The following is a 22,063-nucleotide window of genomic DNA, read 5'->3' as shown; positions in this document are numbered from 1 at the left end:
CTCAGTCCTCAAAGCCACCGGCCACCAGCCGCAGCAGGAACTCGCCCTTGCGCTGCCCGCCGGAATTGTCGGTGGTCGCCTTGGGATAGCTCATCAGCCAGTCCTCCCCCGGAATATGCGGAAATCCCCTGAAGTTCAGGAAGTTGTCGAACTTCAGCCGACAGGTCTCGCCACGCTTGTCGCAGCCCGCCTCCAGCCGGATCACGTCGCCCTCGTCGATCTGCGCCGGAAGTTGCTCCCAGAGTTCCACGACCCGGTTGGCGTTGGTCAGCCGGTCGTTCTTCACCAGCCCCACCAAACCTCGTGCCGCCCCGGTCAGTACACTAAGCCGCCCGCGCTCGAACCAGCGCTGGTCGAACTCCGCCATGCCCGCGAAGGTAAAGACCCGGCCGCCCTCGACCTTCTCCACGGCCACCTCGGTGCTGTAGCCGGTGCTCGACAGGTCGAACCGGCACATCCCGTCCCCCAGCACAGCGCTGCATTGCGGCTGGTAGACCCGCCCCTGCGGCTGGTTCAGGGTCTCGGTCAGCCCGCGCAGCTCGGCCTCGAAAGCCCCGCCAGAGCGCGACACCTCCCCGATACTGCCGCAAAACAGCATCAACCGGGCGCCCGGAGCGGCCCAGTTGACCATCCAGGCCCGCACCTCGGCCCCGTCATAGCGACCGGCCAGAATATCGTCCTCGGTGATCGCCTCGCTCATCAGCGCCCCGAGCGCCTCGGTGTTGTCCACCGCAAGGCCCGTGCTCTGCACCAGTGCCTTCGCGGTCAACCCGCTGTTGGCGCGAAACTCGACACCGTCAAAGGCGATCCCCTCGTCATGGTCGGTGAACCCGAGCACCACGCCGTCGCGCCGCGCGACCGACCAGCAGCGGCAGACGGTCGTGATCCCGCCGCCAAGATGCGCATGAAGCGCCGCCGCCTCCGCTCCAACCCCGCTCACAGCCGCAGCTCCACAACGGGCACCGTCGGCACGTCACCGGCCTTGAAGCTCGCCACGCTGGTCTGGATCCGGTCGGTATCGAACCGCACCGGCACGTCAAACTCGAACCCCGCCGTCACCGCATGCCCGATCGACGGCGCGTCCTCGAAGGTGATGACCCCGGTCGCCGGATCGACGCCAAAATGCACCCCCTCCTGGTAGAAGGTGCCCTCGATCCCCGCCGTGACCGTGCCGAACACCGGCTTCTTCACCGGCCTGACGTAGGAGGCCTCGCCCGAGCGATAGGTCTTCGAAAGCTGAAAGCTCCTCGTCACCCCGTCCCCGATGCCAATGACCTCGTCCTGCCAGTCCGGAGCCGCGCTCGCAGCACCGGTCTTGAAGTCCGACCAATCCTTCCAGCGAAACCCGAAGAGCTGGCCACGCCGTGCCTCGAAGAAGGCCAGCAGCACCTCCACGTCATCGAGCGAGCGCATCCCCAGCCCCGCGTCATAGCGGCGGCGCGAGTGCGCCCAGGGCGTGTTGCGCTCCTCGAAACCGTTGGCCAGCGTCACGATCTCGGTCCGCCGCTCCGGCCCGCCCACCGAGCCAAAGCTCAGACTGGCCGGAAACCGCACCTCGTGAAATCCCATGTCTCGTTCCTTCTCGCTTGCTGCCTTGCCCGCCTCAGCGGTTCCGCTGGCCCTGCGCCAGAACGCGGGTCATCTGCGCCGCCACCTGCGCCCGGCTCCGCTCGAAGCCCTTCACATCCGGCGTCGAGATGTTCATCACCACATTGATCGGGCGGCCCCCGCCCTGCGTCCTCACGCCGAGCGATCCGTCTGCCCCGCGCGAGAGCGGCATGATCGCCTCCGGCCCCGCTTCTCCCATCAGCCCGCGCCCGCCCCGCATCGGGAAGTAGGTGGGCTGCGAGACCACCCCGCCCTTGGCGAAGGGCTGCACCCGACCCTGGGAGAAGGCCCCGCCCTTCTCGAAGGCGAGACCGCCGGTGATGAAATTCTCCAGGCCGTTGCCGATCAGCCCGCCGAAATGGTCGGTGATCGGTTTCATTGCCGCGTTGTAGGTGGCGTTGACCATGGCCTCCGCGACCGTCCTAAGCGCCTCCGACAGGCGCATGCCGTCAAACACCAGCCCGTCGAAGGCCTTGCGCAGCCCACGCCCGATCTGGCTCGAGAGCTGTCCCACATCGGCCTGCGTCACCGTGAGGCTGGCCTGCATCCGCATCAGCTCGCTGTCGAAGGCAGCCACCATCTGGGCCGCGCCTCCAAATGCGCTCTCCAGCGCGTCCACCTGCGCCTCTAGGGCCTCGGCCCCGTCGAAATCCGCCATCGTCATCTCCTCGTCTGGTCAGGAAATGCGGCGGCCAGTTCGGCCAGCCGCGCCCGTGTCAGCGGCGGGGCCGCCTGCTCCAGCCCCAGCATCACCATCAGTTCCACCGGGGTGAGCGCCCAGAACTCGGCCGGTCTCAACCGCAGCTCCAGGAGCCCCCGGCGCAGGAGCCCCGCCCAGTCCATCTCAGGAGCCCCTGGGCAAGGCGAAGGCACGGGCCAACAGCTCGGCGGCCACCCGCGCCGCCTCCACCGGTCCGCCGCCGATCTCGACCGTCAGCAGGTCGGCGGCCCGCCCCTGCCAGCCGCCGCCCCGCAGGCCTGCGACCAGAAGCGCCAGCACATCGCGCGTACCGAACCGCCCGCCCTCGAACCGCTCCACCAGCTCCATCAGCGTGCCGGTCTCGAGCGCCGCCTCCAGCTCGGCCAGCGCGCCGAGCGTGAGCTTGCAGCGATGCTCCGCGCCGTCGAGCACCAGCACCGCCTCCCCTGCCCAGGGATTGGCCCCCGATCCCGTCATCTCAGAGCGCCGTGAAGCTGAGCGCCCCGGCCGAGGCCAGCGACAGCTCGTAGGTGGCCTCGCCGTCATGGCTGCCCGCGTATTCCACGCTGGTGATCTGGAACGGCCCCTCCACCACGCCGAAATCGGGGATGATCACCTGAAACTCCGGGGTTTCGCCGTCAAAGAAGATCTGCCGCGCCCGCTCGTCGCTGTCCTCGTCCCGAAACACCCCCGAGCCCGAAATGTTGGCGCTCTTCACGCCCGCGCCGGCCAGCAGCTCGCGCCATCCGCCCTGGCTCTCCAGAGAGGTCACATCGACGCTTTCGGCGTTGAAGCTCACCCGCGTCGCGCGCAGCCCCGCCACCGTCTCGAACAGGCCCGAGCCCGTCATGTCCATCTTGATCAACAGGTCCTTGCCGTTCTGGGCACCCATTTGCGTTCTCCTCGAGAAAAAAGGTCAGTCGTCGATCCAGGCCGCGAAGCGCAGGTCGATCCGGCGTTGGTCGCCCTCGCCCACCCGGCGGGCGCGAGCACGTTCGAACTTCAGGCTCACCAGCGTGCCCCGTGTCAGGGTCAGGTCGGCGTCGATGAAAGCATCGCTGATCGCCCCCGCGATCTGCTTGGCCGTGCCGAACCCCGCGGCATCCGTCACCACGCTCACCGTGAACCTGAACAGCGCCGCCTCGGCGCTGCAGTCGCGGCGCGAGACCACCTCCTCGGGGCCGAGGCTCACGTATGTGCCGGGCGGCGTGCCCGGAGGCGCGGCATCGTAGATGTGGCCGCCCACCAGGGCGGTGACCCCCGGGTCGGCCTGCAAGTGCAGGTAAACCGCGCTCTGCAACGCAGCCGAAGCGCCATAGCTCATGCCGAAACCTCCTCTCGCGCGTAGCAGGTCAGGTAGCGGCCCAGGGCATCGCGCTCGGCCACAGCCAGAATCCGGTAGATCCGGCTGCCCTCCCTGAACCGCTGCTCCGGCTTGGGGCGGCTCATCGCGCCGGGCGGCGCGGCCCGCACGGTGATCCGATAGGGCACCGACGACACCGTCAAGAACTCGTCCGCCCGCTCGCCCCCCGAGCCCGATTTCACCTCGGCCCAGAGCTGTCCCAGTTCGGCCCAGGTCCGGGTCCAGCCGCCCGACCCGTCCGGCACCCGCTCGGGGCTCTCCAGAACCAGCTTGCGGTTCAACACCGGCGCGGGCGTCATGTCCGGCCTCCGGTGATGCGGATGCTGCGCCACCGCTCGATCAGCGCCGACACGCCGTACGGAATGACCCCCTCGCCCGGCCGCGCCTCGTGACGGTAGTCGTAGTAGTGCCCCGCCAGGAGCAGCACCGCCTGCCCGAGATCGGCCGGGATGTCGCTCCAGGCCGGACCGAAACCCGCGGCGAAGTCGATCACGATCTTTCCGCCCCGCGGCACGCCGGGAAAGGCGGACCCCGTCGGCCGCATGCGCGGCCGGTGGGTGTCGGGCTCGAGCCGGTACCTGCCGGGGTCGACGGTGTCTTCCCAGTCCAGCAGGTCCACCAACTTGACGGCGGTGATCGCACGCACCGGCGCCACCGGCAGCGTCATCCCCTCGCCTCCGCGCCAGGCCGCCAGGACCCAGCGGAAATCCCGCGCCAGCAGAACCTTGCCCGTCCAGGCCTCCACCGCCGCCATCGCGGCCCGCAGGAGCGACTCCAACAGCCCGTCCTCCGCGCCCTCGTCCGAAAATCCGGTGCCCATGCGCAGATGCGCCTTGAACTCGACCACCGGCAGCGCCGCTGCGGAGACCGTGGTCAACTCGGTCAAAATCATGTGTCAGTCTCCTGAAATCCCTCGGCCCCCGGCCCTGCGAATTCCGGGTGGCGCACCCCGCGCCACCCGGACCGTCAACAGCCTCAGGAGGCCGAGAACTTCAGCAGCTTGATCGCCTCGAAGTCGCTCACATCGCCACCCACACGCTTGGTGGCGTAGAACAGCACATGCGGCTTGGCGCTGAAGGGATCGCGCAGCACCCGCAGGTCGGGCCGCTCGGCGATGGTGTAGCCGGCATGGAAGTCGCCGAAGGCGATGGCATGGGCGCCGGTGGCGATGTCGGGCATGTCCTCGGCAATGAGCACCGGGTAGCCCAGCAGGCGCGCGGGCTCGCCCGCCGCCAGCCCGTCCGACCACATGAACCGGCCATCGGCATCCTTGAGCTTGCGGATGGTGCCGGCGGTCTTCGAGTTCATCACGAAGGTCGCATTGGCGCGATACTCCGCCCCCAGGGCATAGACCACATCCACCAGCGCATCCGCGTCACCGATCTCGCCATCGACGCCAGTCGCGATATAGCCCAGCTCGCCCCAGGTCTGGCTGCCCTCGGCCACGATGGTGTGGTCGAGGATGCCGGTCGGCTTGTCGCTGCCATTGCCATTGATGAAGGCCGCCGCCTCGGCGCGAGCGAACTTCTTGGCGATCCGGTCGGCGAGCCAGCCGTCGATGTCGAAGGCGCTGTCGTCGAGCAGCCGCTGGCTGGCCTTGGGGAGCGCCGAAAGCTCATGCAGCGGGATCGAGATACGCTCGATCTGCGGCGTGTCGGTCTCCACGCTGGCGCCGGTCTCGCTGGCCCATCCGGCACCCATGTCGGCCCGGTCGATCAGCACGTCGAAGGAGGTCGCCTCCACCGTCGCCACGTTGGCGATGGCCCTCAGGCTCGCGGTGCTCGACAGCACGGTCTTGATCGTGTCGGCCGTCTGCGGGTCCACCAGATAGCCGCCGTCCCCCGCCACCGCGGTCGACAGGCCCTTGCCCTCCAGCTCGAGGCCGCGCAGCCCGTCATCGTCGCCGTTGCGCAGGTAGGCGTTGAACGCCTTGGCATGCGGGGCCACGCCCTCGGCGGCCGCGGAAAGGGCCGGACGCCCGGCGGAAATGGTCTTCTTCTGAAGCATGGTCAGTCGCTCTTCCTGTTTCTGAACGCGGGAATGAAGGTCGTCCTGGAACGATTTGAATTCGCCCAGAAACTCCGTGAGCGCCGTGGCCACCTCGGCCACCGGCGATGCCTTTTGGGTCTTGGTCTCGGGCACGCTCCGCCCGCCCCCGGACCCAGTCTCGGGAGTGCTCATCGCAACTCTTCCTTTCATGAGAATGGTCAACGGCAGGCTGCCCCGCCGCAGGTTCAGGCCGGCCTCAGCCCGCCAGCGCCCGGCGAGCCGCCCGCAGCGCCTCCGCCAGCTCTTGCCAGCCCTCGTCCGCCTCGGGAGTCTCCCCCTTTGCGCCCGACAGCCGCGCCTCGCGGAGCATCGGGAAGGTCACCAGAGACACCTCCCAGAGCTCCAGGTCGTGCAGGAGCCTGCGGCCCTGCGCGTCCTTCTCCGCCCGCTTGGTGCGGTAGCCGATGGAGAGCCCGTCGATGGCACCCGCGTTGATCAGCGCCGCCGCCTCGCGGGCCCGGGCCACGTCCTTCAGCAGGCGGCCCTTCACATAAAGGCCGCGCCGGTCCTCGCGCACCTCGTCCCAGATGCCGATGGGCTCGCGCGGGTCGTGCTGCCAGAGCATCTTCACCGCCTGGCCCTTCGCCGCCATCGCCTTCAACGAGCGTGCGTAGGCCCCGGCCACCACCACGTCGCCGCCCTGGTCCGCCTCACCGAAGAGCGAGGCATAGCCCGCGATCTCGAAGCTCTCGTCCACCGCCAGCCTGGCCTCCGGCGCGCAGAACTTGCACTCCAACTCCGGCCCGTAGTCCTTTGCCATCGCTTGCCTTTCCTCGTTAGACATCGCCCGCCTCCAGCGGCGGAAGCCCGAGCAGCGCGCGCTTTTCAGCCGCCGTCAGAAACTCCGCCTCACTCACCCTGCGCCATTGCGCCTCACGCTCCGTCGCCAGCGCCGGTACCCCGTCGAGGTCGGGCTTCAGCTCCACACAGTCTTCGCCAAGCTCGCTCAGCCAGTCGCCCAGGGCGCCCGAAACCTTGGCCACCAGCGGCAACACGGTGAGCCGGTAGAAGGCCCGGTTGGCCTCCTGATAGTTGGCGTAGGTGGCCTCGCCGGGGATGCCGAGCATCATTGGCGGCACCCCGAAGGCCGTGGCGATCTCGCGGGCCGCCGCTTCCTTGGTCTTCTGGAATTCCATGTCCGACGGGCTGAACCCCATCGGCTTCCAGTCCAGCCCGCCCTCCAGCAGCATCGGCCGGCCCGCGTTGGCCGCGCCCTGGTGATGGGCGGCCATCTCGTCGAGCAGCCGGTCGTACTGGTCGGCCGAAAGCTGCCCCGCTCCGTCCGCACCACGGTAAACGATCGCCCCCGAAGGCCTTGCAGCGTTGTCTAGCAACCCCTTCGACCACTTCGACGCCGCGTTGTGCACGTCGAGCGCGTTGGCCGCGGCCTTCAGCGGCGACAGGCCGTAATGGTCGTCCTGCGGATGGAAGGCCTTGATATGACAGACGGGTTTCAGCTCGCCGCTCGCGTCGAACCGATGTTTCCGCCCCGCCACCGCGTACTCATAGGCCACCGGCCAGCCATCGGCCCCCGGCACCACGCTCATCCGGTCCGAGCGCAGCACGTGCAACTCGCCCGGCAGGCCCACCTCGCCCAGCACCGCCTCCACGTAGCCGTTGCCCGACAGCAGGATCTGCCCGTAGAGCGCCTCGAGAAACTCCGCACGCCCCTGCGCCGGGTTGGGCCTGCGCATCAGGTCCGCCACGGGGTGCACCTCGTAGCGCCGGTCCATGTCCTGGCAGATCAGCGGCACCGCCGCCGCCGCCTCGGCAATCAGCTTCACCGCCCTGAACCCCACCGGGTTGCCCGTGAACCCGGTCCTGGTGAGCGATACCGTGTCGCGCGGGCTCCAGGCCACCCGGCCCGCGCCATGATAGGCGATCACCGGGCCGGTGGCAGAAGCCTTCTGCTCCGGCACGCCGCCCCCACCCCGCTCCCGCTTGAGGAAGTCGAAGACCATCCGTCTCTCCTTTTTCGTTGTCCACAGGGTGGGGGTCACCCACCAGTCGCCCGTCAGGACGGCTCAACATCGCCGGTCGGGTTTAAAATGTGTAAAACCCACCGTTCGCTCCTCTAGAGCGTCCGCATCTTCGGGTTGCGCCACTGCGCCGCCGGGTCGAGGATCAGCTCCGTCAAAGCCCAGACCAGCGCATCCACCCGGTCGGGCGAGCCGCTGCCCTGGTAACCCTGCGCCGTCATCCGGCCCATCTCGTCTTCCAGCGCGCCGAGGCCCGGCATGTGTCGCACCCGGCCCTGCTCGTAGAGCGCCGCCACCGGCTCGGCGCGGGCGACCTTGCCGCGTGAGGCCCGCACCGCCCGGAACGGCACCGTCGGGTCGAGCTGCCGCAGAAGCGTCTCCACCAGGTCACCGCCCTGGTTGACCTCGGCCACCACCCTGTCGGCGCCGTGGCGTTCGGCGGCCTTCAGCGCCGCCTGCGCCCAGTCGAGCGGCGAGGCGGCCTGCACGGAGGCATCCTCAAGCACCACCGCCCGCCAGTCCTTCGGGTCGCCGGAGCCGGCCTCCAGGCCAGCCACGACGATCCCGCAGGCATCAGATCCCTTGTGCCCGGTCACCGGCGGATCCACCGCCACCACCACGCGAGCCAGTTCCGGCACCTCGCGCAGCCGGGCTGCCTCCAGCGCCTCATGCCGCCAGAGCGCACCGTCGATGTCATCGAGCATCACGCCCTCCAGCTCCTGCCGCCCCAGCGCGGTGCCGCCATAGCGCGCCTGCACCTCCTCGAGGAAGGCCGGGGCGAGCCAGGCCCGGTTCGCCTCGGTCGCAGCCCGGGTCACCACCGTGCTCCTCCGCTCAAGCAACTCCCGCAGCAGCGCCTGCTTGCGCGGCGTCGTGGTGACGCACATCCTCGGGGCGTCGCCCAACCGCAGACCGAACTGCAGCATGTCCCAGGCCTCCTGCGCCTTCTTCCACTTGGCCAGCTCGTCCACCCAGGCGCCATCGAACTGCGGGCCCCGGAGCGCCTCCGGGTCGCTGGCCGAAAACACCTGCGCCACCGCGCCGTTCGGCCATTCGAGCTGCTTGCGCCCGGCCTTCCACTCCGGCTTCCGGTCGGGCGGCGAGCAGGCGAGGATGCCGCTCTCGCCGAACACCATCACCTCGCGGGCCTGGTCGATGGTCTCGCCCACCAGCGCCATGCGCCGGCAGCGGCCCTCGTCGAAAGGCCCGGCGCCTTCCACCTGCGCCCGCACCCACTCGGCACCGGCGCGGGTCTTGCCCGCGCCGCGCCCGCCCAGGATCACCCAGGCCCGCCAGTCGCCGTCCGGCGGCAGCTGGTGCGGCAAGGCCCAGAACTCGAAGAGCCAGGGCAGCGCCGCCAGCGCCTCAGGGCTCAGTTCCGCCAGAAAGCTCTCCTGGATCTCCCGCGGCGCGGAGGCGAGCCAGGCGGCGCCCGATTTCAGCCCGTGCGGCGTCGAGGTCGAGCACCGCTCCGGCTCCGCGTCCCTGTCCGAGGCTTCGCTCGGAGCCATGCCTGCTGTCGCCTGCTCCACAAGCTGGCCCTCGCTTCTGATATTCCTCAGCACGTTCTTTCTCCTGGTAGGCTGCAAGCAGCAGGCGGCGGAGGTGTCGGATACCGCTCAGCACGGCCTCCGCCCCGTCTCCATCTCCCGCCTGCGCGCCAGCCATCCTTGCCGACAACGCCCCCGCGCTCTCGGCCACGAGTCGCTCCGCCGCAGACAGCACGCCATCTGCGCCCCCGCCCTCGCGGTCGGGTCGATCATTCATGGTCATGTCTCGCTAGAGGCCGGGGCCCGCTGGTCGCCAGAGGGCCACGGCATTAAAAAAGCGGCCACCCTCACGAGTTGCCGCGCCCACCTCTCTCATCGTGTCACAACCTATAGATGAGAGCGTTCGCAGAGTCAAGCCAAATTGGCGCGCGCCGCCGGCTAACCGACTGATTGGTTAGGGTTTTCTTAACCACCTCCGAAACCGATGTGGGTCGCCCCTGCCGCCGGATGCCCTATTTCGGCGGCCAGTTGCCTTCCTTTATGCGCTTCTTCACATCGTTCGGCTCGTAATACTGGCCAAACATTCCGCGTTCGTTCAGGATGGCCCGCACCTTCTGCAACGCCTCGAAATCGGGGTTGCCCTCCTTCACCCGGCTGGTGGCAGCAAGCCAGGGCATCGTCATCCCGCGCCGGTCCACCGCGCCGATGAAAGCCCCGCGCTCGATCAGGAACAGCGCCATCGGCCAGCTGTCGGCCACGGCCGCCTTCAAGAGCGGCGTTGCCCCCTGAAAGCCAGGCTCCTCGATGTTGCCCCCCGCGTCGAGCAGCGCCTGGATCTTCTCGAACTCCTCGCGTTCGACCCACCAGTGGATGATCGGCAGCCCGTCGGGCCCCTTTTCCTCGATGTCGACGGTGCTCATCGCCCCTCCAGTCTCAAATGCGCCAAGCCGCAGTGCGGCCCCGAGGCCCCCGCCGAGCACCACAAGGGCAATCACGGCCCCCAGTGCCCAGCCCCGCGCGCTCATGTGCAGCCATTGTCCTGCTGTTCCTGCCGGATCTGCTGCTCCTGCGCCTCCAGCGAGCGCTGCATCTCCTCGATGGAGTGGAAGCGGAGCTGCTGGTTGGCCTTCTCCAGCGCCGCGCGCTTGGCATCCAGCGCCCGCTGCTCGATGAAGTCCGGCACGTAGTTGTCGGGGTTCGCCATCTCGCGCGGCACCCGGTCGCTGTCGGCCCAGATCGCCGTCGGCTCCATCTCGCGGCGGTTGCCGAAGGCCTCCGGCATCGGGCTCCAGCGCGCATCCTGGGCGGCGTTCAGCGGGTCCGTACGCAAGTAGTAGGCCTGCACATCAGCATTGGGGTCGCCCCCCTCCATGGTGTTCTCGTGCAGGCCCGCGGCGTTGAAGGTATAGGCCGGATCGCCCGAGGCCGTGGCCGCCGCGCTGGCCATGCCGCCCCCCAGCGAATGGCCGGTGTAGCGCACCTTGCCGGGCTGGGACGCACTCGCCGTGCGCCCGATCTCGTTGGCGCGCCGGTAATACTCGGTCTCCATCCCCACGCCCTGGCCCACGTTGGCGCCCCAGTCTCCGCCCGAGTCGGGCGTGGTGCCCTCGAAGGCCACGGTATAGGTCTCCTCGCCGGTCACCGGGTTGGTGTGCACGAAGACATCGGCGTTGAAGTCGCTGTCGGGCATCGCAGTGAGGTCGTTGGTGCCGTCGTGCAACCCAAGCGCCTCCAGGTCGGCCTGGGTAGCGCGGCGCGTGTTGGCCGGAAGGTCGCCGCCCTCTCCGTCGAGATAGGCCGCCGCCGACATCGCCGCCATGTCCTGCGCAGTCTGGTTCTCGGCCAGCTCGGCCGCGAGCGATATGCAGACAGGTCGCGGGTTCAGCCCCGGCATGGTGTGCATGCCGCCACCGCTGCCGCCCGCGCCCACGATACCGATGAGCACGTTGGGCTGCCCCTTGGTGATGATCCCGCCCTTGGCCGTGGGGTCGAGCATCCGCGCGGCAGGCTGGTTCATCACAAGGACCGTGGGTGAGCCGAACACGATGGCATCCACCGCAGCAGGAGGCGGCCCGATGCAGGCACAGAGGTCCCCCATCCGCGCTTGCGGCAGGCCCCCGGTCAGAACCGTGATCGCGCAGGGCGGTATGATGGGCAATCCGGGGGGCACGAAACACATCGAGCAGATGTGCGTGTCCGTAAACCGGGCGGCAGGGAAGCTCATGAAATCGGTCCGTCAAATCAATGATACCCATCAAAGCATCGGGCGGCGTCCTGTCAAGGTCGCCGCCCGTGATTCTCGACCGGAGTGTCGGTCAGCCGCCGCTTCGGTCGCCCGGCTCAGTTGTTGCCTTCGGTCTCCTCCGCCGCCCTCTCGGCCTCGATCTCGCGCCAGCGGGCCACGTTCTCGTTGTGCTCGTCGAGGGTCTCGGCAAAGGCGTGCCCGCCGGTGCCATCCGCCACGAAGAACAGGTAGGGCGTGGTCTCGGGGTTCAGCGCCGCCTCGATGCTGAGCCGCCCCGGATTGGCGATGGGCGTCGGCGGGAGCCCGTCGATCACATAGGTGTTGTAGGGCGTGGCCCCGCGCAGCTCGCTCTGCCGCAGGCCCCGGCCAAGCGCACCCCGGCCCTGGGTGATGCCATAGATCACAGTCGGGTCGGTCTGCAGGCGCATGCCCTGCTCCAGCCGGTTGACGAAGACGCTGGCCACCTGCCCGCGCTCTTCCGGCACGCCGGTTTCCTTCTCCACGATGGAGGCCATCACCAGCGCTTCCTCGGGGCTGTCGTAGGGCAGCCCCTCCGCCCGGCTGGCCCAGGCCTCGGCCAGGATCGACTGCTGCGCCACCTGCATCCGCTCGATCAGCCCGTCCATGCCGGATCCCTTGCGCACCTCGTAGCTGTCGGGCGCAAGGCTGCCCTCGGCGGGCACCTCCACATCGCCCTCGAGCAGGCCCGAGGCCTTCAGGCTCTCGACCACCTGCCAGCTGGTCACACCCTCGGCGAGGGTGACCCGGTAGCGCACGTCCGCACCGGCGGTGCCCTCCACATAGTCCGCAGGCGCCTCCTCCTCGGCCGGGTTGTACTTGGCCACCTCCACGTACTCCTGCGTCGCCGGGTCAAGCTCACGCATGACCAGCTCTGCGCGGAGAACCCCGATGCGCAGGTTCACCTCGGTGCCGCAGGTGCTGCGCCCGGCAGTGGTGATGCTGTCGATGATCTGCTGCATCGAGGCGCCCTCTGGCACCAGGAAGGAGCCGGCCTTCAGCAGCTGGGTCCGGTCGGTGTATTCCGCCCCCATGCGAAAGATCATGCCGTTGCTGACCGCGCCGCGCTCCACCAACTCGTCACTGACCACACCCATCGTCGAGCCGGGCCGCACCTGAAGGCAGATCGCCTCCGCCAGCGGGCCGGGGCCAGTAAACTGCTTCTGCGCCCATGTCACGCCCACGGCGATGCCGATCATCAGAACGATGATCACCGTGAGGCCGTTCGAGGCCAATGACCGCCACATCAGCCGGAGACTTTCCGCAGAACGAGCGAGGCGTTGGTGCCCCCGAATCCGAAGCTGTTGGAGAGCGCCACGTCGATCTCGCGCTCATGCTTGGCATTGGCGGCGAGGTTCAGCTTCGGCGTCACTGCCGGGTTGTCGAGGTTGATCGTCGGCGGCGCCACCTGGTCACGAATGGCCAGCGCGCAGAAGATCGCCTCCACCGATCCGGCCGCGCCGAGCAGGTGCCCGATGGCGCTCTTGGTCGAGGACATGGTGGCCTTGCCCGCCGCCTCGCCCATCATCCGCTCCACCGCGCCCAGCTCGATGGTGTCGGCCATGGTCGAGGTGCCATGGGCGTTGATGTAGTCGATATCCTCCGGGCTGATCCCGGCCCGCTTCACCGCCGCCTGCATCGCGCGGAACCCGCCATCGCCATCCTCGGAGGGCGCGGTGATGTGATAGGCGTCGCCCGAGAGGCCGTAGCCGATCACCTCGGCATAGATCTTCGCGCCCCGCGCCACCGCGTGCTCGTATTCCTCCAGCACCACGATCCCGGCACCCTCGCCCATGACAAAACCGTCGCGGTCCTCGTCATAGGGGCGGCTCGCGGTCTCGGGCGCGTCGCCGCGCTTGGTGGAGAGCGCCTTGCAGGCGTTGAACCCGGCAATCCCGATCTCGCTGATCGGGCTCTCGGCACCGCCCGCCACCATCACGTCGGCATCGCCCCACTGGATCAGCCGCGCCGCGTCACCAATGGCATGGGCCCCGGTCGAACAGGCCGTGACGACCGCATGGTTCGGCCCCTTGAACCCGTACTTGATGCTGACCTGACCGCTCACGAGGTTGATGAGCGCGCCCGGAATGAAGAACGGGCTCACCCGCCGCGGGCCACGCTCCTTCAGCAGAATGGCCGTGTCGGCGATGGAGTTCAGCCCGCCGATGCCGGAACCGATCATCACGCCCGTGCGCAGCCGGCCTTCCTCGTCCTGGGGCTTCCAGCCCGCGTCTTCCACCGCCTGCATCGCCGCGGCCATGCCGTAGAGAATGAAGTCGTCCACCTTGCGGCGGTCCTTCGGCTCCATCCAGTCATCGGGGTTGAAGGTGCCGTCGCTGCCGTCGCCCATCGGGATCTCGCAGGCGTAGGTGGTGGCCAGGTGAGAGGCGTCGAACCGGCTGATCGTGGCCGCTCCCGACTTGCCCGCAAGGATCCGGCTCCAGGTCTCCTCGACGCCACAGGCCAGCGGAGTAACCATTCCCATTCCGGTAATCACGACACGCCGCATCTGCTCAACCCCCATGTCTGGCCCCATTTCTGGTGTTCTCGGTCGGTTCAATTACACGGGTTTGACCCGTCGCGGCAAGGCACGATCCATGCTGCCGCGCGGCAAACCGCCCGGACCTACAAAAGAAAAACGGCGCCCGGAGGCGCCGCATTCGTCTTCTCCTGTCGCTCGGGCGATCAGGCGGCTTCGGAGATGAACTTCACCGCATCGCCGAAGGTCTGGATGGTCTCGGCCGCATCGTCCGGGATCTCGATACCGAACTCCTCCTCGAAGGCCATGACCAGCTCGACGGTGTCGAGGCTGTCGGCGCCCAGATCGTCGATGAACGAGGCGTTCTCGGTCACCTTGGACTCTTCGACGCTCAGGTGTTCCACCACGATCTTCTTAACCCGATCAGCGATATCGCTCATGAAATTTCTCCGTAAGTTTCCGGGCCTTCGCGCCCTTCCGATGTCCCTTGCCCCGGGTGGAGTCTCCACCAAGGCCCTGCCTGCCAAGGGCTTTCACCCCAAGCCGCTCGAAATGTGCGCCGCCTATAACACGGTTTCAGGCGGACGCAAACGCTTTCCCAAGAGCGCCAAAAAGGCGCCCCTGCGGTCAGATCATGGCCATCCCGCCGTTCACGTGCAAGGTGGTTCCTGTTGTGTAACCGGCCTCGTTGCTGGCCAGATATAGCGCCGCTGCGGCGATTTCAGAGGCGTCACCCATCCGGCCGGCAGGGATCTGCCCCATGATGGCGCCCTTCTGCTCGTCGTTGAGCTTGTCGGTCATGGCAGTGGTGATGAACCCCGGCGCGATGCAGTTCACCGTGATGTTCCGGCTTGCAACCTCATAGGCAAGGCTCTTGCTCATGCCGACGAGCCCCGCCTTGGAGGCGGCATAATTGGCCTGCCCCGGGTTGCCGGTAGCGCCCACCACGGAAGACACGTTGATGATCCGCCCCCAGCGGTTCTTCATCATGCCCCGCAGCACGCCCTTGCAGAGCCGGAAGGCCGCGGTGAGATTCACCTCGATCACCTGCGCCCACTCCTCCTCGCTCATCCGCATGAAGAGGTTGTCGCGGGTCACACCGGCGTTGTTGACGAGAATGTCCAGCCCGCCCATCGCCTCGGCGGCCTGCTTGGGCAGGGCGGTGACCGCATCGGCATCGCCCAGGTTGCAGGGCAGCACATGGGCGCGCTCGCCCAGCTCGGCCGCCAGCGCCTTCAGCGGCTCCTCGCGGGTGCCGCTCAGCCCCACCGTCGCGCCCGCGCCGTGCAGCGCCTTCGCGATCTCGCCACCGATCCCGCCGGAGGCCCCGGTCACCAAGGCGCATTTGCCCGTCAGATCAAACATCACCTGTCACTCCTTGTTCAGCGAGGCCAGTGCCGCCGCCACATCCTCGGGCGTGCCCACCGCAACCGTGGCCGCCTCCTTCTCGATCCGCCGGATCATGCCGCTGAGCGCCTTGCCCGCGCCGATCTCCCAGAATTCCGTCACGCCTTCGTGCACCATGAACTGCACGCTCTCGCGCCAGCGCACCCGGCCGGTCACCTGCTCCACCAGCAGCGAGCGGATCGTCGTGGGGTTCGAGGTCGCGTGGGCCAGGACGTTGGTCACCACCGGCACGGCGGGGTTCTCCATGTCGACCTCCGCCAGCGCCCGCGCCATCACCTCCGCCGCCGGCGCCATCAGCTGGCTGTGGAAGGGCGCCGACACCGGCAAGAGCATCGCCCGCTTCGCGCCACGCTCCTTGGCCAGCTCGCAGGCCGATTCCACGCAGGCCCTCGTGCCCGAGATCACCACCTGCGCCGGGTCATTGTCATTGGCGGCCTGACAGATGCCGTTCTCGCTGGCCTCCCTGGCCACCGCCGCCACGGCGGCGAAGTCCAGCCCGAGGATCGCGGCCATGGCGCCCTCTCCCACCGGCACCGCCGCCTGCATCGCCTGCCCGCGCGTACGCAACAGCCGCGCGGCATCGGCGAGCGTCAGGCAGCCCGTCGCGCAGAGCGCCGAATATTCGCCAAGGCTGTGCCCGGCCACAAAGGCCGCATCTGTCACCTTGACCCCTTCGGCCTCCAGCGCGCGCATCGCCGCCATCGAGGTGGCCATCAGCGCGGGCTGGGCATTGGCCGTCAGCGTCAGCTCGGCGGCCTCGCCCTCCCAGATCAGCGCCGAGAGCTTCTCTCCCAGCGCCTCGTCGACCTCTTCGAACACGGCCGCCGCCGCCGGATAGGCCTCGGCCAGCGCCTTGCCCATGCCGATCACCTGCGCCCCCTGGCCCGGAAAAACGAATGCCCTCATCGCCCCCTCCATGGTTGTTTTGCCCGTCCTAGCCTGTCGCGTTCCACGCCACAAGTCACGCCCGCCAGAGCCCTTACGCCCCGGGCGGGCGGTTTATTCTGTGCCCCTCCGCACAACCGGCTTGCATCCCTGCCCCCTACTCGCCGCCTTCGCACAGCGATATCGTCGCGCCGACAACCGGAGTTCCGCAATGCCCCTCGCCAACACCCCCGCCAGCTACGGCACCGTTTCCAAAAGCTTCCACTGGCTCACCGTCCTGCTCATCCTCGCCCTCTTCCCGCTCGGCAAGCTGGCCAACGGCTGGCCATACGACACGCAGGAGGCCTTCGATACCAAGTGGCTCCTCTTCTCCCTGCACAAGACCCTCGGCGTCACCCTCTTTGTCGTCGCCCTGGCCCGCATCGGCTGGACCCTGACCCAGCCGCATCCGCGCCACCTCAACGACAACCGCGCCGAGAGCCTCGCGGCCACCACGGTCCACTGGCTGCTCTACGGCTCCATCATCGCCCTGCCCGTCACCGGCTGGATCGAGCACGCCGCTTCCGAGGGCTACGCCCCGATCCTCTGGCCCTTCGGCCAGGACCTGCCCTTCATCCCCAAGGACATCCCCCTCGCCGTCGCCTTCGCCCACATGCATGTCGCGCTCACCTGGGTCATCCTCGGCGCGGTCGGCCTGCATGTGGCCGGCGCGCTGAAACACGCGGTGATCGACCGTGACGGCACCCTCGCCCGCATATGGTTCACCCGCCGCACGCCGCCCACGCCGCCCGAGGCCAGGGGCCACGGCCCCCTGCCCGCGCTGCTCGCCGGTGCCACCCTCGCCGTCGCCCTCGCGCTGCCCTTCGTCACCGGCGATGAGCGCAGCGAAGAGCCTGCCCCCGCCGAGCAAAGCGAGGCAACGGATGTAACCGAGCAAAGCGAGGCAACGGATGTAACCGAGCAAAGCGAGGCAACGGATGTAAACGAGCAAAGCGAGGCCGCCGCCGACAGCCATCTCTGGGCTGTCCAGTCCGGGACCATCGGCCTCACGATCACCCAGATGGGCGCGTCCGTCTCCGGCAGCTTCCCCGATTTCACCGCCACGATAGCCTATGACCCGGAGGCCCCCGGCCCCGAGAAAGGCCGGGCCGATGTGATCATCTCCATCGCCAGCCTCACCCTCGGCACAGTCGCGGCCCAGGCCCAGGGGCCGGATTACTTCGACAGCGCCCGGCACCCCACGGCCACCTACGCCGGCCCGATCATCGCGGGAGCAGACGGCACCCTCACCGTCGATGGAACCCTGACCATCAAGGGCCACAGCGCCCCGGTGCCCCTGCCCTTCACCCTCTCCATCGAAGACGACACCGCCACCGCCTCGGGCACCACCACCCTCGATCGCCGCACCTTCCATGTGGGCGACAGCATGACCGACGAGGCCTCCCTGGCCTTCCCCGTCGAGATCGCCATCGAGATCACAGCCATCCGCTAGGGCGGCCAATGCGCCCGTCGCACATGCAAAAAGGGCCGCCGGATCATCCGGCGGCCCTTCTGCATCAGACTCGTCAGCGGATCATTCGAACTTGCCGGCCTCGATCGAGATTTCCACGGCCACCTCGTCGCTCACCATCGGCGCGAAGGCCCCGAGGTTGAAGTCACTGCGCTTCAGCGTGGTGGTGGCGCTGAACCCGGCCCACGGCACACCGGCCATCGGGTGCGCATCGGCGGCGCCGTTCAGCCTGGCGTCCAGCACGACCGGCTTGGTCACGCCGTTCATGGTCAGATCGCCGGTGATCAGCGCAGTGTCGTCGCCGGTCACCTCGATCGCCGTGGAGGCAAAGGTGATGTCCTCGCCCGCATCGGCGCCAAAGAAGTCGCCGCTCATCAGGTGCTGGGTGCGCTCATCCCAGCCAGAGATCAGACTCGACTCCGGGAAGGTCACGGTCACGCTCGAGGCGGCGGGGTCTTCCTTGTCCCACATGATCTCGCCGTCAAAACCGGAGAACATGGAGGTCGTGGTGGAGAAGCCGAAGTGGTCGTAGCTGAAGACGATCTGGCTGTGGCTGGCGTCCAGCGCGTATTTCTCGGCCTCGGCAAAGGCGGGGGAAGCGGCGGCGACCGCGACAGCGGCGCCAAGGATGTGGGATTTCAACACGTTGAGGTCCTTTCGGGGGTCAAACTCTTCCCCGAAGACATCCGACGCCGCAACGCGGAAAGCAACGCGCGCCCGCGCACAGCTCCTGTGGTATTGCGCGCATCATGTGCATGTGATGCAGGCTTGTGCCCGCAGCGAACCGTGCGTCAGCCCGCCTTCCGGCACCGCAGCAGGTCCGCCCCAATCCGCCGCGCCGCATCTCGCAGCGCCTCCGGCGCGCCGCGCAGTACCGCACCCTTGCGGCCGCCCGACTGCACGAAGAGCGCACCCCGCCCGGTCTCGCCTTCCACGTCGATCCCCGAGATCGCGTCGAAGCTCCATTGCGCCACCAGTTGCGCCCGTCCCGAACCGCACAAGCGCCGGCGCCGCAGCAGCCGCTTCTCCAGGTCCACCTCGAGCTCCATGCGCTCAGCCGCCCCGCCACGCGCGGCAAAGATCCCGCCCGTCACCACGAGGCCCGCGACGATCACGACCTTGGTCACCATCGCCACGCCCACCGGCAGCACCAGAAGCCCCAGCCCGGCCACGATGAGACTGACCCCGAACAGCCGCCCCATCGCCTGCCCCGGCGCGATCTCGCCGTCTTCCGCCAGGACATAGCCGCCCAGCCGTTCGGTGATCCGCAGCCCCTCGCCGCGTGAATGCCTGTCGATCGAAACCATAGCTCTGCCTGTCTCTGCCCGGGTCGTGCGCCCGTGTTGACCTCATGATGCCGCCCGGCCCGGCGATTTTAAGGCAAATTGTCAGCTCCCATGGCGCATTGCCCGTGCGCGAGTCCTTTCCGCAACAGCCCCTTGGCCGCCACGAGGCTTGCAACCGGCCTGCGCTCGTGTAAAAGGCCCCATCTCTTCGCACACCAACTCACAGCGGAGCCACTCGTGCCCGGGCCGCGAAGAGACGTGAGGCCCGGCTTTGAAGCCCGCTCGAAACAAAAGGGAACTGCCACATGCCGCTCTACGAGCATGTCTTCATTTCGCGCCAGGATCTGTCCGGCGCCCAGGCCGAGGGCCTGATCGAACACTTCTCCTCCGTCCTCGGTGACAACGGCGGCAAGGTCGTCGAGCACGAGTACTGGGGCGTGAAGACCATGGCCTACAAGATCAACAAGAACCGCAAGGGGCACTACGCCTACCTGCGCACCGACGCGCCCGCCGGCGCCGTGCAGGAGATGGAGCGCCTGATGCGCCTGCATGACGACGTGATGCGCGTTCTGACCATCAAGGTCGACGCCCACGAAGAGGGCCCCTCGGCCCAGATGCAGAAGCGTGACGAGCGCGAGCCGCGCCGCGAGCGCCGTTGATCCGCAACCTGAGAAAAGGACAGTAAGCCATGGCTACCAAACCGTTTTTCCGCCGTCGCAAGGTCTGCCCGTTCTCTGGTGAGAACGCGCCCGCCATCGACTACAAGGACACCCGCCTGCTCCAGCGCTACATCTCCGAGCGTGGCAAGATCGTGCCCTCCCGTATCACCGCCGTCAGCGCCAAGAAGCAGCGTGAACTGGCCCGCGCCATCAAACGCGCCCGCTTCCTCGCCCTGCTCCCCTACGCCGTGAAGTAAGGAGAGATCGCAATGCAAATCATCCTGCTGGAACGTGTCGCCAAACTTGGCCAGATGGGCGAAGTCGTGAACGTCAAAGAGGGCTACGCCCGCAACTATCTCCTGCCCCAGGGCAAGGCCCTGCGCGCCAACGAGGCCAACATCGCCCGCTTCGAGGGCGAGAAGGCCCAGCTCGAGGCCCGCAACCTGGAGACCAAAAAAGAGGCCGACGCCCTCGCCGAAAAGCTCGCCGGTCAGCAATTCGTCGTGATTCGCTCCGCCTCCGACGCCGGTGCGCTCTACGGCTCCGTCACCCCGCGTGACGCCGCCGATGCCGCCACCGCCGAGGGCTTCTCGATCGACAAGCGCCAGGTCGCGCTCGCCCGTCCGATCAAGGAGCTCGGTCTGCACGAGGTTCACGTCAACCTGCACCCCGAGGTGGAGGTGACCATCATCCTCAACGTCGCCCGTTCGACCGAGGAAGCCGAGCTTCAGGCCTCCGGCAAGTCGATCCAGGAGCTGGCCGCCGAAGAGGAGGCCGCCGCCGAATTCGAGATCGCCGAGCTGTTCGATGACATCGGCCAGGCCGCCAACGACGACTTCGGTGACGAGCCCTCGCCCGCCGCCCAGGCTGTCGAGGACGCCGAAGGCGACGAGGACGACAAGTAAGTCCTTCGACAGGCAAGAGAATCCAGAAGGCCGCTCCCCCGGGAGCGGCCTTTTTCATTCGCCACAGGCATTTGTGACCACGGTCACATTCGCCGCCGCGTGAGGCTCAGTAGCCGACCATCGCCAGCATCTGGCGCATGTCCTGGGTCAGAAACATCCAGCTCCCGGTCGCCGCCGCCGCACAACCGGCCAGCGCCGCGCCCTGCAAGACACGCAGCTTGACCCAGCCGCGCCATGCCTCGCGCCTCCGGCGCGTCATCACGGCCCGCCCGGCCACCATCAACCCCGCGCCAAGGCCCTCCGCCGCCCGTCGCTCCTCGCCCGTCAGGCTGCGCGACGGATGCAGCGCCGGCTGGTCGCCCACCGGCAATCCGCGCATCGGCCGCACGAAGGCTTCGGGAATGCTCACCAGTGCCCCGCTCTCGCTCCAACCCTCCCCGCGGGCCCGGCGCAGCATACGCCGCAACCTGTGGCGAAAGCAGAAGGCCTCCGCCCGCGTGATCTCCAGCGCCTGCACGGTATAGAACCCGGCGCCGAACCGCTCCGCCAACCGCGCCATCGCCGCCGCCAGCCGTGCATCCTCGCGCGTTCCCATCCAGACTTCGGGGTTGAACAGGCTCCAGAACAGGCGCACCGCGTTGGAGCGGTCCAACTCGCGCCGCCCCACCATCCACTCCAGCACCCGTCCCTCCGCCGTGGCCCACTGGCCCTCCAGGCCGCGGATCACGTGAGCCCAGACCTCTTGGTTCTGCCCGGCCAGCCATTCCGCGAGGCAGGCACCACCGTCGTGTGGCCCCGCCTTGAAAAAGGCTTCAACCGTGCCGTGCTGCCCCATCTGCCTGCTCCCGTTCCGCGAGTCGTTGGAGGGGTATCCCAGCATCCCAATTGGGGCAGAAATGCGGCAACCCGGCCCTGCCACTCTTCGGCGAATTTCCCCTGTGTCGCTTCGGCACCTCTCGCCAAGCTGCGCGCGGCCTGCCACGCTCCCCACATGACGACTCGCAGATCCTTTCTCGCCCTCCTCGCCGCCCTGCCTCTCGCTGCATGCGGCGATGGCCCAGAGCCCGACACGCCCGCCCGTGGCCCGTTCAACCCGCCGCTCTACCCGCAAGAAACGCCCGAGCTGCGCGCGCTGATCAACAAATACGCCGTGATCCACGACATGCCCGCCGAGCTGATCCACCGGGTCTGCATCCGCGAGAGCACCCATAACCCGGCCGCCCGCAACGGCCCCTACTACGGCCTCATGCAGATTCTGCCACAGACCGCCCGCACCATGGGCTTTCGCGGCGCGCCGTCCGACCTGCTCGATGCCGAGACCAACCTCAAATACGCGGGCAAGTATCTGAAGGGCGCCTGGATCGTCTCGGGTGGCGATATCGACAGCGCCATTGGCTGGTATGCTCGCGGCTACTACTATGAGGCCAAGCGCCTCGGCCTGCTCGAGGAGACCGGCCTGCGCGGCTGACACGCCAGTTTT

At 68.2% G+C, this 22,063-nt stretch carries 28 protein-coding genes; 5 read left to right on the top strand and 23 right to left on the bottom strand.

Annotated elements, in window-relative coordinates; genetic code table 11:
• Window position 1: 1 nt before the first annotated feature.
• From BUR94_RS06355 to fabD, 20 genes are all read right to left on the bottom strand, one after another.
• Window positions 2–940 (bottom strand): DUF2163 domain-containing protein, encoded by a 939-nt coding sequence (locus BUR94_RS06355; protein ID WP_074255384.1) that lies wholly within the window; start codon window positions 938–940, stop codon window positions 2–4.
• Complete coding sequence (locus tag BUR94_RS06350) at window positions 937–1,569, bottom strand: DUF2460 domain-containing protein (RefSeq protein ID WP_074255383.1); 633 nt, start codon at window positions 1,567–1,569, stop codon at window positions 937–939. The genes BUR94_RS06355 and BUR94_RS06350 overlap by 4 nt, the downstream gene beginning before the upstream one ends.
• A 34-nt stretch (window positions 1,570–1,603) precedes the next feature.
• On the bottom strand, window positions 1,604–2,266 hold the full coding sequence (locus BUR94_RS06345; protein WP_074255382.1) for a phage tail tape measure protein: 663 nt from the start codon (window positions 2,264–2,266) through the stop codon (window positions 1,604–1,606).
• A gap of 2 nt (window positions 2,267–2,268) precedes the next feature.
• Window positions 2,269–2,451: a rcc01693 family protein gene (locus tag BUR94_RS06340; RefSeq protein ID WP_074255381.1), complete on the bottom strand. Its 183-nt coding sequence runs from the start codon at window positions 2,449–2,451 to the stop codon at window positions 2,269–2,271.
• A gap of 1 nt (window position 2,452) precedes the next feature.
• On the bottom strand, window positions 2,453–2,785 hold the full coding sequence (locus BUR94_RS06335; RefSeq protein ID WP_074255380.1) for a gene transfer agent family protein: 333 nt from the start codon (window positions 2,783–2,785) through the stop codon (window positions 2,453–2,455).
• 1 nt (window position 2,786) lies between these two features.
• On the bottom strand, window positions 2,787–3,200 hold the full coding sequence (locus BUR94_RS06330) for a phage major tail protein, TP901-1 family (protein WP_074255379.1): 414 nt from the start codon (window positions 3,198–3,200) through the stop codon (window positions 2,787–2,789).
• Window positions 3,201–3,224: 24 nt separating this feature from the next.
• The gene (locus BUR94_RS06325; protein WP_074255378.1) at window positions 3,225–3,632 is read right to left on the bottom strand and encodes a DUF3168 domain-containing protein; all 408 of its coding nucleotides are present in this window, start codon (window positions 3,630–3,632) and stop codon (window positions 3,225–3,227) included.
• Entirely contained in the window at window positions 3,629–3,970 is a 342-nt protein-coding gene (locus BUR94_RS06320) for a head-tail adaptor protein (RefSeq protein WP_074255377.1), read from the bottom strand. The genes BUR94_RS06325 and BUR94_RS06320 overlap by 4 nt, the downstream gene beginning before the upstream one ends.
• Window positions 3,967–4,563, bottom strand: a complete 597-nt coding sequence (locus tag BUR94_RS06315; protein WP_074255376.1) for a head-tail connector protein — start codon at window positions 4,561–4,563, stop codon at window positions 3,967–3,969. The genes BUR94_RS06320 and BUR94_RS06315 overlap by 4 nt, the downstream gene beginning before the upstream one ends.
• An 83-nt stretch (window positions 4,564–4,646) precedes the next feature.
• Entirely contained in the window at window positions 4,647–5,852 is a 1,206-nt protein-coding gene (locus BUR94_RS06310; protein WP_074255375.1) for a phage major capsid protein, read from the bottom strand.
• A 64-nt stretch (window positions 5,853–5,916) separates the two neighbouring features.
• The gene (locus BUR94_RS06305) at window positions 5,917–6,480 is read right to left on the bottom strand and encodes an HK97 family phage prohead protease (RefSeq protein WP_074255374.1); all 564 of its coding nucleotides are present in this window, start codon (window positions 6,478–6,480) and stop codon (window positions 5,917–5,919) included.
• Window positions 6,481–6,496: 16 nt separating this feature from the next.
• Window positions 6,497–7,681 carry a phage portal protein gene (locus BUR94_RS06300; RefSeq protein WP_074255373.1) on the bottom strand — a complete coding sequence of 395 codons (1,185 nt, stop codon included), beginning with the start codon at window positions 7,679–7,681 and terminating at the stop codon, window positions 6,497–6,499.
• A gap of 113 nt (window positions 7,682–7,794) precedes the next feature.
• Entirely contained in the window at window positions 7,795–9,141 is a 1,347-nt protein-coding gene (locus BUR94_RS06295) for a DNA-packaging protein (protein ID WP_074257606.1), read from the bottom strand.
• Window positions 9,142–9,701: 560 nt separating this feature from the next.
• Window positions 9,702–10,109: an ankyrin repeat domain-containing protein gene (locus BUR94_RS06290; protein WP_139301234.1), complete on the bottom strand. Its 408-nt coding sequence runs from the start codon at window positions 10,107–10,109 to the stop codon at window positions 9,702–9,704.
• Between the two features lie 101 nt (window positions 10,110–10,210).
• A complete protein-coding gene (locus BUR94_RS20635; protein ID WP_342745212.1) occupies window positions 10,211–11,368 on the bottom strand; it encodes a Tle-like phospholipase domain-containing protein in 1,158 nt (385 codons plus the stop codon).
• Between the two features lie 161 nt (window positions 11,369–11,529).
• Window positions 11,530–12,699 (bottom strand): endolytic transglycosylase MltG, encoded by a 1,170-nt coding sequence (gene mltG / locus BUR94_RS06280; protein ID WP_074255370.1) that lies wholly within the window; start codon window positions 12,697–12,699, stop codon window positions 11,530–11,532.
• Entirely contained in the window at window positions 12,699–13,961 is a 1,263-nt protein-coding gene (gene fabF / locus BUR94_RS06275; RefSeq protein WP_074257605.1) for a beta-ketoacyl-ACP synthase II, read from the bottom strand. The genes mltG and fabF overlap by 1 nt, the downstream gene beginning before the upstream one ends.
• Before the next feature lie 176 nt (window positions 13,962–14,137).
• The gene (locus BUR94_RS06270; protein WP_074255369.1) at window positions 14,138–14,371 is read right to left on the bottom strand and encodes an acyl carrier protein; all 234 of its coding nucleotides are present in this window, start codon (window positions 14,369–14,371) and stop codon (window positions 14,138–14,140) included.
• A 187-nt stretch (window positions 14,372–14,558) separates the two neighbouring features.
• Window positions 14,559–15,296, bottom strand: a complete 738-nt coding sequence (gene fabG, locus BUR94_RS06265) for a 3-oxoacyl-[acyl-carrier-protein] reductase (protein WP_074255368.1) — start codon at window positions 15,294–15,296, stop codon at window positions 14,559–14,561.
• Window positions 15,297–15,302: 6 nt separating this feature from the next.
• Entirely contained in the window at window positions 15,303–16,244 is a 942-nt protein-coding gene (fabD, locus tag BUR94_RS06260) for an ACP S-malonyltransferase (RefSeq protein WP_074255367.1), read from the bottom strand.
• A 190-nt stretch (window positions 16,245–16,434) separates the two neighbouring features.
• Here fabD and BUR94_RS06255 point away from each other — a divergent pair, with 190 nt between their 5' ends.
• Window positions 16,435–17,715, top strand: coding sequence for a cytochrome b/b6 domain-containing protein (locus tag BUR94_RS06255; RefSeq protein ID WP_074255366.1), 1,281 nt, complete (start codon window positions 16,435–16,437; stop codon window positions 17,713–17,715).
• An 81-nt stretch (window positions 17,716–17,796) separates the two neighbouring features.
• Here BUR94_RS06255 and BUR94_RS06250 read toward each other — a convergent pair whose 3' ends face one another.
• Both BUR94_RS06250 and BUR94_RS06245 read right to left on the bottom strand, forming a co-directional pair.
• Entirely contained in the window at window positions 17,797–18,375 is a 579-nt protein-coding gene (locus tag BUR94_RS06250; RefSeq protein WP_074255365.1) for a YceI family protein, read from the bottom strand.
• Window positions 18,376–18,524: 149 nt separating this feature from the next.
• The gene (locus tag BUR94_RS06245; protein ID WP_074255364.1) at window positions 18,525–19,040 is read right to left on the bottom strand and encodes a hypothetical protein; all 516 of its coding nucleotides are present in this window, start codon (window positions 19,038–19,040) and stop codon (window positions 18,525–18,527) included.
• Between the two features lie 284 nt (window positions 19,041–19,324).
• On the opposite strand from BUR94_RS06245, the gene rpsF reads away from it, so the two are divergent.
• Genes rpsF through rplI form a run of 3 tightly spaced genes read left to right on the top strand, consistent with a single transcriptional unit; the run spans window position 19,325 to window position 20,583 of the window.
• On the top strand, window positions 19,325–19,678 hold the full coding sequence (rpsF, locus tag BUR94_RS06240) for a 30S ribosomal protein S6 (RefSeq protein ID WP_074255363.1): 354 nt from the start codon (window positions 19,325–19,327) through the stop codon (window positions 19,676–19,678).
• Window positions 19,679–19,707: 29 nt separating this feature from the next.
• Complete coding sequence (gene rpsR, locus BUR94_RS06235; protein WP_036700444.1) at window positions 19,708–19,935, top strand: 30S ribosomal protein S18; 228 nt, start codon at window positions 19,708–19,710, stop codon at window positions 19,933–19,935.
• A 12-nt stretch (window positions 19,936–19,947) separates the two neighbouring features.
• Window positions 19,948–20,583, top strand: a complete 636-nt coding sequence (rplI, locus tag BUR94_RS06230; RefSeq protein WP_074255362.1) for a 50S ribosomal protein L9 — start codon at window positions 19,948–19,950, stop codon at window positions 20,581–20,583.
• A gap of 106 nt (window positions 20,584–20,689) precedes the next feature.
• On the opposite strand, the gene BUR94_RS06225 is transcribed toward rplI, so the two are convergent.
• A complete protein-coding gene (locus BUR94_RS06225; protein WP_175570429.1) occupies window positions 20,690–21,310 on the bottom strand; it encodes a hypothetical protein in 621 nt (206 codons plus the stop codon).
• A gap of 264 nt (window positions 21,311–21,574) precedes the next feature.
• Between BUR94_RS06225 and BUR94_RS06220 the strand changes: the two genes are divergently transcribed.
• Window positions 21,575–22,051, top strand: a complete 477-nt coding sequence (locus BUR94_RS06220; protein ID WP_074255360.1) for a lytic transglycosylase domain-containing protein — start codon at window positions 21,575–21,577, stop codon at window positions 22,049–22,051.
• Window positions 22,052–22,063: the final 12 nt, after the last annotated feature.

This window comes from Vannielia litorea, assembly GCF_900142295.1.
Lineage (GTDB): Bacteria > Pseudomonadota > Alphaproteobacteria > Rhodobacterales > Rhodobacteraceae > Vannielia > Vannielia litorea.
The sequence above is the reverse complement of the archived record's forward strand: the minus strand, read 5'-3'. Positions and strand labels throughout refer to the sequence as shown.